Source organism: Streptomyces flavofungini (genome assembly GCF_041028215.1).
GTDB lineage: Bacteria > Actinomycetota > Actinomycetes > Streptomycetales > Streptomycetaceae > Streptomyces > Streptomyces flavofungini_B.
On the sequence record NZ_JASKYR010000001.1, the window covers coordinates 60183 to 74387 of the forward strand.

General features: G+C 71.7%; 9 protein-coding genes. 7 read left to right on the top strand and 2 right to left on the bottom strand.

Annotated elements, in window-relative coordinates:
* Nucleotides 1–3 precede the first annotated feature (3 nt).
* The 7 genes from AB8Z36_RS00180 (at nucleotide 4) to AB8Z36_RS00210 (ending at nucleotide 12137) form a co-directional block, all read left to right on the top strand.
* The gene (locus AB8Z36_RS00180; protein ID WP_369211093.1) at nucleotides 4–5736 is read left to right on the top strand and encodes a type I polyketide synthase; all 5733 of its coding nucleotides are present in this window, start codon (nucleotides 4–6) and stop codon (nucleotides 5734–5736) included.
* Nucleotides 5733–6503 (top strand): 3-oxoacyl-ACP reductase FabG, encoded by a 771-nt coding sequence (gene fabG / locus AB8Z36_RS00185; RefSeq protein ID WP_369211094.1) that lies wholly within the window; start codon nucleotides 5733–5735, stop codon nucleotides 6501–6503. Before AB8Z36_RS00180 ends, fabG begins: the two co-directional genes overlap by 4 nt.
* A 48-nt stretch (nucleotides 6504–6551) precedes the next feature.
* Nucleotides 6552–7340, top strand: coding sequence for a thioesterase II family protein (locus AB8Z36_RS00190; protein WP_369211095.1), 789 nt, complete (start codon nucleotides 6552–6554; stop codon nucleotides 7338–7340).
* A 73-nt stretch (nucleotides 7341–7413) separates the two neighbouring features.
* The gene (locus tag AB8Z36_RS00195) at nucleotides 7414–8385 is read left to right on the top strand and encodes a beta-ketoacyl-ACP synthase III (protein WP_369211096.1); all 972 of its coding nucleotides are present in this window, start codon (nucleotides 7414–7416) and stop codon (nucleotides 8383–8385) included.
* Nucleotides 8386–8443: 58 nt separating this feature from the next.
* Nucleotides 8444–9670, top strand: coding sequence for a thiolase family protein (locus AB8Z36_RS00200; RefSeq protein WP_369211097.1), 1227 nt, complete (start codon nucleotides 8444–8446; stop codon nucleotides 9668–9670).
* On the top strand, nucleotides 9670–11226 hold the full coding sequence (locus tag AB8Z36_RS00205) for a class I adenylate-forming enzyme family protein (RefSeq protein ID WP_369211098.1): 1557 nt from the start codon (nucleotides 9670–9672) through the stop codon (nucleotides 11224–11226). Before AB8Z36_RS00200 ends, AB8Z36_RS00205 begins: the two co-directional genes overlap by 1 nt.
* 74 nt (nucleotides 11227–11300) lie before the next feature.
* Nucleotides 11301–12137, top strand: coding sequence for an SDR family NAD(P)-dependent oxidoreductase (locus AB8Z36_RS00210; protein WP_369211099.1), 837 nt, complete (start codon nucleotides 11301–11303; stop codon nucleotides 12135–12137).
* 45 nt (nucleotides 12138–12182) lie between these two features.
* Here the strand turns inward: AB8Z36_RS00210 and AB8Z36_RS00215 are convergent, their stop codons facing one another.
* Both AB8Z36_RS00215 and AB8Z36_RS00220 read right to left on the bottom strand, forming a co-directional pair.
* Complete coding sequence (locus AB8Z36_RS00215) at nucleotides 12183–13184, bottom strand: ScbA/BarX family gamma-butyrolactone biosynthesis protein (protein WP_369211100.1); 1002 nt, start codon at nucleotides 13182–13184, stop codon at nucleotides 12183–12185.
* 194 nt (nucleotides 13185–13378) lie between these two features.
* Nucleotides 13379–13993: a ScbR family autoregulator-binding transcription factor gene (locus tag AB8Z36_RS00220; protein ID WP_369211101.1), complete on the bottom strand. Its 615-nt coding sequence runs from the start codon at nucleotides 13991–13993 to the stop codon at nucleotides 13379–13381.
* Nucleotides 13994–14205: the final 212 nt, after the last annotated feature.

Below are 14205 nucleotides of genomic sequence, written 5' to 3' on the forward strand. Positions count from 1 at the left end.
CACGTGTCACAGCACCACCAGGACCAGGACCAGGACCAGGCCCTCGATCGCGTCGCCATCATCGGCATGGCGGGCCGCTTCCCCGGCGCCGGCGACGTGGAGACCCTCTGGAACAACCTCGCGCAGGGCCGCGAGGGCATCACCGCCCTCACCGATGAGGACCTCGCCGAAGCCGGCGTCGACCCCGCTTCCCTCGCCCGCGCGGACTACGTCAGGGCCAAGGGCGCACTGGACGACGCCGACCTGTTCGACGAGGGCTTCTTCGGCTTCAGCCCTCGCGAGGCCGAGCTCCTCGATCCCCAGCACCGCGTCTTCCTCGAATGCGCGTGGCACGCGCTGGAGTCCGCCGGGGTCGACCCGGCCCGCTTCGACGGCCGCATCGGCGTCTTCGCGGGCGCGGGCCTCAACACCTACCTGCTGTTCAACCTCATGAACAACCAGCAGGTGCTGGACACGTCCGGCATGTACCAGGTGATGCTCGCCTCGGACAAGGACTTCCTGGCCACGCGTACCGCGTACAAGCTGGACCTCAGGGGTCCCGCGATCACCGTGCAGACAGCCTGCTCCACCTCCCTGTCTGCGGTGCACCTGGCCTGCCAGAGCCTGATCAGCGGCGAGTGCGACATCGCCCTGGCCGGCGGCGTGTCCGTGAGCGCCCCGCTGCGCGCCGGATACCTGCACGAACCCGGCGGCATCCTCTCCCCGGACGGGACCTGCCGGGCCTTCGACGCCGACGCGCAAGGGACCGTGCCCGGCAACGGCGCCGGCATCGTCGTCCTGCGCCGCCTCGCCGACGCGCGGGCCGACGGTGACGGCGTCGACGCGGTCATCCTGGCCACGGCCGCCAACAACGACGGTTCCCTGAAGGCCGGTTACACCGCGCCGAGTGTCGACGGCCAGGCCGAGGTCGTGACCGAGGCGCTGGAGCTGGCCGGCGTCGACCCCGCCACCGTCGGCTATGTCGAGACCCACGGCACCGGCACACCGCTCGGCGACCCCATCGAGCTGGCCGCTCTCACGCGTGCCTACGGCGCGGGCTCCGACGGCGGTGACCACTGTGCGATCGGCTCGGTCAAGAGCAACCTCGGTCACCTCGACGCGGCCGCGGGCGTCACCGGACTCATCAAGGCGGCTCTCTCCCTCAAGCACGAGGCGATCCCGCCGACCCTGCACTGGGAGCGGCCCAACCCCGGCCTGAAGCTGGAGTCCGGACCGTTCTACGTGAACACCGCGCTGCGTGCCTGGCCGCGTGAGGACGAGCCCCGCCGGGCCGGTGTCAGCTCCTTCGGCATCGGCGGCACGAATGTCCACGTGGTCCTGGAGGAGGCTCCAGCCGAGGAACCGGCCCAACCCCATGAAGGGGCCGACGACGCCGCGCGGACCCGCCTGCTGCCGCTCTCGGCGAAGTCGGCATCCGCGCTCGCCGAGGCCGCCGGGCGGCTGGCCGACCGGCTGGAGAGTGCCGCGGACCTCCCCCTGGACGCCGTCGCCCACACCCTGGCCCGCCGCCGGGCCCAGTTCGACCACCGTGCTGCCGTCGTCGCCCGCAGTGGCGACGAGGCGGTCTCCGCGCTGCGCCGGCTGGCACAGGGCCCGCCCCCGGCAGCTGCCGCGGACGACGCGCCGGTCGCGTTCCTCTTTCCCGGCCAGGGCTCCCAGTACCCCGGCATGGCGCGCGGCCTGTACGAGCGGCGAGGCGTCTTCGCCGCCGAGTTCGACCGCTGCGCCGAGCTGTTCACCCCGTTCCTGGGTGAGGATCTGCGCACCCTGGTGCTGGGCGCGGACGATCCTCACGGCGCCGAACGGCTGCGTCGGACCCGGTTCGCCCAGAGCGCGCTGTTCTGCGTCGAGTACGCGCTCGCCCGGCAGTGGCAGTCCTGGGGTGTCGAACCCCGGGCCATGGCCGGGCACAGCATCGGTGAGTACGTCGCCGCCTGTCTGGCGGGCGTGTTCTCGCTGCGGGACGCGGTGCGCCTGGTCGCGGCTCGCGGCCGCCTCGTCCAGGAGATGCCGCCCGGCGCGATGCTCAGCGTCTTCCTCCCGGAGGAGGAGACCGTCGCCCGGCTGGGCGAAGGCCTGTCCCTCGCCGCCGTCAACTCCACGGCGCTCACCGTGGTCGCCGGCGATCCGGGGGCCGTCGACTCCTTCGAGCGGCGCCTCAAGAACGAGGGGGTGGGGTGCCGTCGTCTGCACACCTCGCACGCCTTCCACTCCCCCGACATGGACGGTGCCGTCGCCCCGTTCATCGAGGAGGTCCGCACCGTCACCCTGAATCCCCCGGCCATCCCCTTCCTCTCGAACGTCACCGGTACCTGGATCACCGACGAGGAGGCGACGAGCCCCGAGTACTGGGGCGCACATCTGCGTCAGCCGGTCCGGTTCTCCGACGCGCTCGACGTGCTGCTCGCCGACCCCTTCCTCGTACCGCTGGAGGCCGGTCCCGGTCAGAACCTGGCGAACTTCGTGCGCGCCCACCGGTCCTGGTCCCCCGCGCGCACCGTCGCGGGCTCCCTGCCCCACCCGGGCGAACGCACCGGCGACGAGGCCTACCTGCTGAGCGGTCTCGGGGCGGTCTGGAGCGCAGGTGTGCACGTCGACTGGGAGTCCGTCCTCGGCTCCGGCCGTCCACGTCCCGTGCCCCTGCCGGGCTACCCCTTCCAGCGGCGGCGCTTCTGGATCGAGCCCTCCGGGCACCCCGGCACACCGCGGGACGCCGAACCCGCCCACGTCCCCGCGGACAACTGGTTCTACGCTCCCGTCTGGCAGCGCCTGGCCCTGCCGGAGCGGCAGGCGGTCACCGCCACGGGCGACACCTGGGTCGTCCTGGGCGCGGAGCTCGCCCTCGGTGAGGGCATCGCCGACCGTCTGGTGGCGGCCGGAGACCGTGTCGTGCGCGTCACGGCCGGCACCGGCCCGGCACAGAACGGCGACCACGCCTGGACCCTGGACCCCGCCGACCGGGACCACCTGTCGGTGCTCGCCTCGTCCGTGGCCGCGCTTCCCTTCGCGGCCGGGGACGGGCGGCGCATCCGCTTCGTCCACCTGTGGAGCACGGCCGAGGGGCCCACGGACGGCACCGCGCCTGTCCGCGCCCGGCTGGACGCCGCGCGCCGCACCGGCTTCGACAGCCTCCTGGCTCTCGCCCAGGCCCTCGGCTCCGTACGGCTGCCCGCTCCGGTCACCCTCGACGTCCTCTGCGAGGGGGTGTTCGACGTCACGGGCGAGGAGACGCTGAAGCCCGAGAACTCCCTTCTGCTCGGGGCGGCCACGGTGATCCCCCAGGAGACCGCGGGCACACAGTGCCGGGTCTGGGACATCACCGGCGCCGCGGCGGGCCGGGCCGCCGACACCGTCCTCACGGCTCTCGACGGCACCGGAACCGGCACCGGCACCGAACTCGCGGTGCGCGGACGGCACGTATGGGTCCGCGGCTTCGACCGGGTGGACTGGGTCGCCGGTGGGAAGGAGGAGCGCACCGCGCTGCGCGACGACGGCGTCTACCTCGTCACCGGCGGTCTCGGCGGGGTCGGTCTCGCCCTCGCCGAGCACATCGCCACCTCGGTCGACCGGCCGGTCCTCGGTCTGCTCGGCCGCTCCGCGCTCCCGGCGCCCGGCACCTGGGACGCCTACCTCAGCGCCCACGACGACGCCGACACCACCAGCGTGCTCATCAAACGGCTGCGTCACCTCCAGTCGCTCGGTGCCCGCCTGGTCCTGCCGCGCGCCGACGTCACCGATGAGGAGCAGATGCGCCGGGCGGTCGGCGAGGTGCGGGCGGTGGGAGGGCCCCTCAATGGTGTGGTGCACGCAGCCGGCCTGCCCTCCCAGGGCATGATCGTCACCAAGACACCGGACGACGCCGCCCAGGTCCTGGCCGCCAAGACACACGGGGTGCTCGTTCTCGACGAGGTCTGCCGGGAGGACGAGCTCGACTTCATGCTCCTCTGCTCCTCGGTGACATCCGTCCTGGGCGGTCCCGGGCAGAGCGACTACGCGGCAGCCAATGCCTTCCTCGACGCGTGGGCGCAGCACAAGCGCCGTGAGAGCGGGCTGCCGGTCACGGCCGTCGGCTGGGACACCTGGCGTGATGTGGGTATGGCGGCCGGTCTCGGCTCCCGGTTCGGCCTGGACTCCGCGGGCACTCCGCTCGACGGTCACCCGCTGCTGCGGCGCCTGGTGCGCTCCACCCCCACCTCCCGCACCTACAGCACGGTCCTCAGCACCGAGGAGAGCTGGATCGTGGCGGACCACAGAATCCAGGACCACGGGCTCGTCCCCGGCACCGCCTACCTGGAACTGGTACGGGCCGCCGTCGCCGAACAGGCGGCCGGACGGGACATCGAGATCGGCGACGTGCAGTACATGATCCCCGTCGTCGTACCCGACGGGCAGAGCCGAGAGGTCTTCACCACCATCGAAGAACGCGACGGGCGGTGGCACTTCGCGGTGCAGAGCCGGACCGGCGCTCCCGGGGCCCGCGCCTGGACCGATCACGCGCGCGGCACCGTCGCCTTCCCCGAAGCGGCGCCGGAGACCGTGCGGGACCTGGACGAACTGCTCGCCGACTGTGGCGTGACGAAGGTGCTCGACACCGAGCAGGCCATCAGGCTCGGCCTGCGCCTGGACCGGTTCGAGAAGGGCGGGCCGATCGAGTTCTCCTTCGGGCCGCGCTGGAAGTGCATGCGCGAGATACAGGTCGGTCCGCAGCGGGTGATGGCCACCCTCCGCCTCGACGACGCCTACCACGCCGACCTCGACGACTACCTGCTCCACCCCGCGCTGCTCGACGCCGCGGGCGGCACCGCGCGGGTCCACGCACCCGATACCTACTATCTGCCGTTCAGCTATCGCAGCCTGCGCTTCTTCCACGGCCTGACCAGCACCGTCCACGCCTACGTGGAGGTGAAGGGCGCAGGCGACTCCGCGGGCGAGACCAGTACGTGCGACATCGAGCTCCTCGACCCGGACGGCCGGCTGCTGGCCCGCATCGCCGACTTCACCATCAAGCGGATCAACGACCCCGCGGCCCTGCGCGATCAGATCCTGCGCGCCGCCGAGCCTGCCGTCGACAGCAGCGCGCCGGCGGCGGACGAGCAACCCGCCGGTGTCCTGCGCACCCTTGCCGAGGGGATCACCGAGGAGGAGGGCAAGGAGGTCTTCGCCCGTCTCCTCGGCGCGTCCGGTCTGCCCGGCCACGTCGTCGTCAGCCACCGGGACTTCGCGGCCGTACGCGAGCTGGCCAGGTCCCTGACCCCGGAGCGGCTGCGGCGGGAGATGGAGCAGCTCGCCCCGCCCGGCGCCAGCCACCCGCGCCCCGAGCTGGACACGCCCTGCATCGCCCCGCGCACCGACCGCGAGCGCGTTGTCGCCGAGGTGTGGCAGGAGATCCTCGGGGTGGAGGGGATCGGCGTCGACGACGACTTCTTCGCCCTCGGCGGCCACTCACTGGCCGCGGTCCAGATCGGCACCCGGCTCACGAACCGGCTCGGCACCGAACTCGACCTGCGGGCCTTCTTCGATCTGCCCACCGTCGCGCACACCGCCGCGCTGCTGGAGGCCGGCCCCCGTCCGGCGGCGGACCGGCTCGAGAACGCCATCGAGGTACTCAGCCGCGCCGAGCCCGAGGCGGACCTGGACTCCCTCGCCGCGCTGACCGACGACGAGGTGGAAGAGGAGCTGCGCCGCCTGCTGGTGTCGGAGGAACTGGCCACGGAGGACCGGGAGGGCAGGGCATGAGCACCGCGGCCGAACCGGCGGGGGCGGCGCAGGCGGCCCCGGTGGCGCTGGTGGCGGGCGGCTCACGCGGCATCGGGCGCGCCGTCGCGGTGCGGCTCGCCAAGGACGGCTTCGACGTGGCGGTGTGCTACGCCTCCGACTCGACCGCCGCCCGGAGCCTCGCGGAGGAGATCGGCGCGCTGGGACGGCGGACGTACTTCCGCCGCACCGACGTCGGCGACAGCCTCGCGGTGGAGGAGTTCGTCGACGCGGCCGAGGAGACACTCGGCCCGGTCTCCGCCGTGGTCACCTCGGCGGCCGTGCTGCGCGACGGCCCGCTGGCCGCCATGGAGGACGCCGACTGGAGCGATGTACAGCGGGTCAACCTCGACGGCACCTATTACGTCTGCCGGACCGTCATCAACGGGATGATCGAGCGCCGGCGCGGTGCGATCGTGACGATGTCCTCCATCGCCGGTCTGCACGGCAACGCCGGGCAGACCAACTACGCCGCCTCGAAGGCCGGGATCATCGGGTTCACCAAGTCCCTGGCCCGTGAGACAGGCCGGTACGGAATCCGGGCCAACGCGGTCGTGCCCGGCTTCGTCGCCACCGACCCCGTCCTGGAGCTGCCGGCCGAACTGCGGGAGGAGTTCCGCCGGCGCATTCCGCTGGGCCGGTTCGGAGAGCCGCACGAGGTGGCCGACCTGGTCTCCTTCCTGCTCTCGGACCGGGCCGCTTACATCACCGGCACCACCTTCCAGATCGACGGCGGCGTGGCCGTCTGACCCGCGCGGGCACGCCACGCGCCGGAACACGACCCAGGAGAGGTACACATGCCCAACCCGTGGTTCGCCCAGTCGGAGCCGGGAGACGAGCCGGGAACCCGTCTCTTCTGCCTGCCCTACGCGGGCGGGAACGCGTCGGCGTACCGGACGTGGCGCGATCTGGCGCCCGAGCACGTGCGGGTTCACCCGCTGGAGCTTCCCGGCCGTGGTACCCGCTGGAGCGAGACCCCGGTGAGCAGGATGTCGCTGATCACCGAGATGCTGGCGGACGCGCTGGCCGGGCACCTGGACCAGCCCTATGCCCTGTTCGGCCACAGCATGGGCGGTCTGATCGCCTTCGAACTGGCCAGGACGCTGCGTGAGCGGGGGCTGCCGCAGCCGGCGCACCTGTTCGTCTCCGGTACGGCCGCCCCCGACCTGCCGCGCACCCGGCGGCCGATCCACGCGGCGCCGGACGCCGATGTGCTCGAGGAGCTGCGCTTCCTCGGCGGCACGCCGCCCGAGCTCCTGGCCGACGCCGGGCTGATGGAGCTTCTCCTGCCCGCGCTGCGCGCCGACTTCTGCGTCCTTGAGACCTACGAGTACCGGGCGCTGACACCGCTGGCGGTGCCCTTGACGGTCTTCGGCGGCGAGGCGGACCCGCTCGTGGCGAGCGGGAAGCTGCACCTGTGGCTCCGACAGGCCCGCGACCGCTCGCGGCTGGTCCTTCTGCCCGGTGACCACTTCTTCCTGCACTCAGCGGTCTCCGACGTGCTGACGACGATCACCGATGCCCTGGCCGGCACGGCCGTGCGGGACGCGGCAGACGCTGTCGGGCCGTCGCCTGGCGCCTTCTGAGTCATCGCTGCGCGGTGCCGCCCGGGCAGCCGCAGCGCCCTCGCATTCCGCAACGTGACCCCCTGGAGGACCCGTGACCGCCACCACCGCAGGCCGCATCCTGTCGATCGCCCATCACCTGCCGACCCGCGTCCTGACCAATGACGAGCTCGCCGCCATGGTCGACACCTCCGACGAGTGGATCAGGTCCCGCGTCGGTATCACCACCCGCCATATCGCCGCCGAGGACGAAAGCGTCGCGGACATGGCGATCGGGGCCGCCGCCAAAGCCGTCGCCCGGGCCGGGGTCGACGCCGCGGACATCGATCTGGTTCTCGTCGCGACGTGCACGGCGGTGGACCGGATGCCGAGCACCGCCGCCCAGGTCGCCCGCCACCTGGGAGTGCCGGCCGCCGCCGTCTTCGACCTCAACGCCGCCTGTGCCGGGTTCACCCACGCCCTCGCCACCGCCGATCTCGCCATCCGGGGAGGTCGCAGCCGTACCGCCCTGGTCGTCGGAGCGGACAAGATGAGCGACTTCCTCGACTGGACGGACCGTTCGAGCTGCGTCATCTTCGGTGACGGGGCAGGTGCCGCGGTCGTCACGGCGGCGGATGCCTCCCGGCCCGGCCTCATCGGACCGGTGGTGTGGGGTTCGCAGCCCGAACGCGGATCCGCCATCACCCTGGGCACCACGGGGCCGGCCGGCCCGCCCGCCCTGTTCCGTCAGGACGGGCACGTCGTCTACCGCTGGGCGATGACTTCCCTGGCACCCGTCGCGCGCCAGGCCTGCGAGCAGGCCGGTGTCGCTCCGTCCGAGCTGGCCGCCGTCGTCACGCACCAGGCCAATCTGCGCATCATCGAGGCCGTGACGAGGCAGATCGGCGCCGCCAACGCGGTCATTGCCCGTGATGTCGTCGATTCCGGGAACACCTCGGCGGCCAGCGTCCCCCTCGCCCTGTCCAAGCTCGTGGAACGGGCCGAGATCCACAGCGGCGCTCCGGTTCTCCTGCTCGGCTTCGGAGCGGGCCTCTCCTACGCGGCTCAGGTGGTCGGCTGCCCCTGAGCATCCATTCGACCGGGTCTCTCCCCGCGGGAGGCCCCTGGGACCAAGGAGTTGCTCCATGTCGGAGCAGGTATGGATCGCCGGCGTGGGGATGACGAGATTCGCCCGCCACGACGGCCGCGGCGTGCCGGACCTGGCGGCGGAGGCCGTACGGGAGGCGCTGGCCGACGCCGGTCTGGAGCGCCGTCACGTGGAGGCGGCCTTCTTCGGGAACACCACGCAGGGGGCGCTTCAGGGGCAGCTCATGGTGGGCGGCCAGATCGCACTGCGGGGCATGGGCTTCGAGCGGATACCGGTGTACAACGTCGAGAACGCCTGTGCCACGGGTGCCACGGCGCTGCATCTGGCGGCGGACCAGGTCCGGGCCGGAGCCGTGGACATCGCGCTGGCGGTGGGTGCCGAGAAGATGAACGTCGCCGACCGGGACAGGACCATGGCGGTCTTCGAAGGCGCGTACGATCGATCGGATCCCGAGGGGCTGGCGCGGGCTCTGACCGCACTGGGCGGTGAGAGCGACGACTCCCACGCGGGCAGTCGCAGCATCTTCATGGACATCTACGCGGCCATGGCACGCGCGCACATGCGGCGCTTCGGCACCACACAGCGGCAGTTCGCCGCCGCCTCTGCCAAGAACCACCGGCACTCCGTGCACAACGCCAAGGCACAGCACCGCAAGGACTTCACCATCGAGGAGGTCCTCGCCGCTCGCGCCCTGTCGTTCCCGCTAACCGTGCCGATGTGCGCGCCGGTCACCGACGGGGCGGCCGCCGTGGTGGTCTGCGGGCAGCGGGGGCTGCGGCGGCTGGCCGGGCGGGCCCGGGCGGTGCGCGTCCTGGCGCAGGTGCTCGGCACCGGCGTCGTCCACCCGCAGGACGCGTGGGATCAGCACATCGGCGCGTTGCTGGCGGTCCGTGCGTACGAGCGGGCCGGAGTGGGCCCGCGCGACATCGACGTGGCCGAACTGCACGACGCCACGGCCTTCGGCGAGATCCAGCAGACCGAACTGCTCGGCCTGTGCGAGCCCGGAGCGGGGGGTGCGGCCGCCGAGGCCGGGGAGACGGCGTTGGGCGGCCGGATCCCGGTGAACCCGTCGGGAGGCCTGGAAGCGAAGGGGCATCCGCTGGGCGCGACCGGACTGGCCCAGGTGTACGAGCTGGTCGGGCAGTTGCGCGGCGAGGCCGGTATCCGGCAGGTGTCCGGTGCTCGCATCGCGCTCGCGGAGAACAGCGGCGGATTCTACGGCGGCGAGGAAGCGGTCGCCGCGATCACGGTACTGGGGGCGTAATGGCGATCATCGACTTCTTCGACCGAGGCCGACGGCACGCTCCGGGCTCGGTCGCCTACGTCTGCGGTGAGCGGGCCTGGACGTTCGACGAGGCAGGAGATCTCTCGTGCCAGATCTCCCACGCCCTGTCGCGAGCGGGATGCGTTCAGGGGACGAAAGTCGGCGTGCTGTCGCCCAATGACGCGCGTGCCTGGATCGGCGTACTCGGCATCTGGCGGGCCGGAGCCACCTGGGTGCCGCTGAACCCCGCCACCCCCGCATCGGACCTGCGGCGCGTGATCGACGCGTTCGACTGCGAGGTGCTCCTCTTCCACGGCTCGACGGCATCGGCCGTGGCCGAGATGGCGCCCTCGCTGGCGAAGGTCAGGCACTACGTGTGTCTGGACACCGCCGCGGCCGGCGCCCCCTCGCTGGCGGAGTGGACGCGGGGCCTGCCGACGGCATCACCGCGCGTGCACTACGCGATGGACGACGTGGTGGCGATCTCCTCCACCGGCGGCACGACCGGTGAGCCTAAGGGGGTGATGAATACGCACCGCTCGCTGTCCACCTGCCTGGCGCACCTGATGATGGCGTTCCAGTACGGCTCCGGGGACCCGATCGTCGATCTCGCGGCGCTGCCTCTCAGCCATGCCTCCGGCGTGATCAGCCTCGCCGCCACGGCACGCGGTGGCACGGTGGTCTTTCTGCCGGGGGCCGAACCGACGGCGATCCTCGACGCCGTCGAGCGGCACCGGGTCACCGAGCTCTTCCTCGCCCCCACCGTCGTCTACCGGCTGATGGAGGCCCCGGGGCTCGCGGAGCGCGACCTGTCCTCCCTGCGCTACCTGCTGTACGCCGCGGCTCCCATGTCGGCCGAGAAGCTCCGGCGGGCCATCGAGCTGTTCGGACCGGTACTGATGGAGTGTTACGGCCAGGTGGAAGCGTTCGCCGGAGTGTCCTTCATGCGCCCCGACGAGCATTTCGCGGGCGGGTCCGTGGCGCCGGACGAACGGCTGACGTCCTGCGGCCGCCCGTACCCGCTGGTCTCCGTCGAGATCCGGGACGGCAGCGGTCAGCGGGTCCCCGCGGGGGAGTCCGGAGAGGTCTGCGTACGCGGCGATCTCGTCATGAAGGGCTACTACGCGGCACCCGGCGCGACAGCCGAGACCATCGTCGACGGATGGCTGCACACCGGCGACATCGGCCACTTCGACGCGGAGGGCTATCTGTTCATCACCGACCGCAAGAAGGACATGATCATCTCTGGTGGGCTGAACATCTACCCGAGCGAGATCGAGCAGGTCATCTGGAGCCATCCCGCGGTCCAGGACTGCGCGGTGATCGGTGTTCCGCACGACGACTGGGGAGAGGCGGTCACCGCGGTGGTGGAGCCCAATCCCGGTGCCCGGATGTCCGCCGACGAACTGATCGCGTTGTGCAGGAAGACGCTCGGCAGCATCCGCGCGCCCAAGCAGGTGGACTTCGTCACCGCGCTGCCACGCAGCGCGAACGGAAAGGTCCTCAAGCGCGCCGTGCGCGAGCGCTACTGGGCCGGCCGCACGCGGCAGATCTGACGGCCGGCGGAGGCGTTCAGGGCGTCGCGGCATCTCCTTGTTGTGGATCCAACCGTGCGGAAAGGAAGGTCGGCATGACCATCGACTTCGGTCTCGGGGGCGCGGTCGCGATCGTCACCGGCGGCGGCTCGCGTGCGCCGGGCATCGGAAACGGCAGGGCCGCGGCGGTTCTGCTCGCCGAGGCCGGGGCGCACGTGGTGGTGGTCGACTCCACCGCAGGGAACATGGCCGGGACCCGGGACCTCATCGCTGCGCGGGGAAAGGACGCTCTGCTGGTCACCGCCGACGTGACCAGCCCGCAGGAGTGTGCCGACGTGGTGCGCCGGACCTGCGAGACCTTCGGCAGGCTCGACATCCTGGTCAACAATGTCGGTGTCGCCGGCCCTGCCGGAACCGTGGTCGATGTGGACCCGCAGGACTGGGACGCGTGCCTGCGTCTCAACCTGACGTCGATGATGCTGATGTCCCGGGCCGCCATCCCCCGCATGCGCGCGGAGGGCGGAGGGTCGATCATCAACATGTCCTCTGCGGTCGGACTCGTCGGCGGCCACCCGCAGGTGGCCTATCCCACGACGAAGGCGGCGGTGATCGGTCTGACCCGGACCATGGCCGCCCATCACGGTCCTGAGGGGATCCGGGTGAACGCGGTCGCTCCCGGCTACGTCCACACCCCGATGGTGCACTCCCAGGGCATCGACGAGAGCGCCCGCGAACAGCGGCGGCACGCGGCGCCGCTGGCCGTCGAGGGAACGGGCTGGGACGTGGGGGACGCCGTGCTGTTCCTGGCCGGCCCGAGGTCGCGGTGGATCACGGGAGTGGTGCTCCCCGTCGACGCGGGGCTCACCGCGACACTCGGCTCAGGCGGTGCCCCGTCGGTGATCTCCCGGCCCGCCCCGCCCCCGCCGTGCTGAGAGCGAGCACACGCTGCCGCATACCTCGTCCTTCGGGCGTTCAGCTCATGCTCCGGGCGTATCGGCCGGTGCGTCGGCGAATCCGTCGGTCCCGCGGCAGTAACCGGTCAGCCGGGCGCTGAAGACCTCCTCGCCCTCCTGGTGCCCGGTGACGTGGACGCCGGTCATGCCCGGCCGGGTGGAGGGCACGGTCACCGCGTCGATCCAGCACGGGGTGTCGAACTCGGTGTACCGGTGGAAATCGGTGGCGACCTGGACCGGTACGAACACCTCACCCCGCAGGCCGCACGCCGCTTGTCGCGCCGCTTCTATCAGCACCATGCCCGGTATGTGGTCGCCGCCGTGCTCGAAGAGAATGGGGTGGCTCCTGTCCGGGCTGAGCAGCCAGTGGCCAGGGCGGCCGGTAGGCGCCAGGACGACATCGGCGGCGCCGGAGCGGCCCACCCGTCGTGGATCGACGGTGAGGAAGCGGGGTTTGGGCACGGCCGCGGCGGTGACGCGTTCCGTTCCGCGCAGCCGGCGGTAGGCGGCGGGGGCGATGCAGGAGAAGTGTCCGCTGCCGGCCGCCACGTGCCGTCCATCGCGCTCGATGGTGATCGCCATGGCGAACTGCGTGACCCGGTCGCCTCTCCACTTCACGTCGGTGCAGAGGGCCAGGAGCGTCAGTTCACTGGGGCCGGGGCCTATTTCCAGCTCGTCCGGGTTGACCGAGTACTCCATGTCTCGCAGCAGGAACTGATGGCCCAGGGGCACCCCGAACTCCGAGTGCGCGAGCAGCAGACCGACCTGGCGGATCGTCTCCGCCGCCTGCGTGGGGTCGTGCCGCGTGCCGTCCGCGTCGGTGAAGAAGGTGTGCGCGCGCGGCCACTGCCCGGTGAGGGCGAACCGGTCGTTGTCCAGGCGGCGGCACCCGGTGAGGAACACCTCGGCGTGCCCGGCACGGTGGACGTACTCCCGGGGAACCGTGGTGGTGAGCCTGGGCAGGTCGTGCGCTGCCCGAGGGGCGGATACGGCACTGTGCTCTTGCTGGCGAACGAGCAGGGTCATGGGTTTCCCTCTTCCCGGCAGTTCAACGGTGAATGAGCGTGATCGAAGGGTGCCATAAAATATACGGGTCCACCGGTTTCTTTTGTGAAACTAGAGGTTGAACACCTCCGCCGCCGGTCGCGATCCCGCTCGCGTTCCTCATTCCGCATACGCCGGGCGGGCGCTCACCATGCGGCCGGACGGACGCCGCGCACTCAGGAGCCCGCCGCGCTCAGGCCTCGCCGTCCGGCCGCGATCTGCGGGAGCACCAGGCTCCAGAACCGGGTCTGCATCCGCCGTGAGACCCAGGTCGGGTCCTGCCTGCCGAGCATCTGGAATCCCACCGTGCTCGCGAAGACGGCCCTCGCCACCTGGTCGACCGGCACCCCTTGCCGCAACTCCCCCGCCTTGTCCGCCTTCTCCAGCGTCGCGCTGATCCACCCCCACAGGAGATGGCGCACCCCTCCGACGCCCTTGGGACACCCGGGATCGCCGTCGAGGTCGAATCCGGCCCGCAGGACCGTGTCTTCCCGCATGGCAAGGGCCAGTTCATGCCCGACGTCCACCAGCAGCTGCAGTGCGCCACCGGAGCGCATCCGCATCTCGCAGCGCTCCACCATCTCGTGCAGCCGCCGCGCCGCGGCCGTCATGACCGCGGAGGCCAGCGCCGCCTTGGTGGGGAAATGGAAGTGCAGCGCCCCACTGGTCACGCCGGCGTTGCGGCTGATGTCGAGCAGTGAGGCGGGACCGTAGCCCGCACGGCTGAACCCGTCGGCCGCGGCGGTGAGCAACGCCTTGCGGGTTCGCACGGCACGTTCCTGCTTGACCATGGGGCGCCCTCCCGAGCTCCGAGCCGCTCCATGGCCCACGCGCCGAGTCGCGCCGCATTATGGATATGGCTTCACCGACACAGCGGCTCCATCCCGGATGAAGAACTCGCCCGCCAATTCGTACTCCACAGTACAAACCGCATGAGCGGTTTTCTACAGAGCGGCGAGCAGGGGGAGGGCTGCCGTGCGACACCATCCGCCGGGGGGGGAGG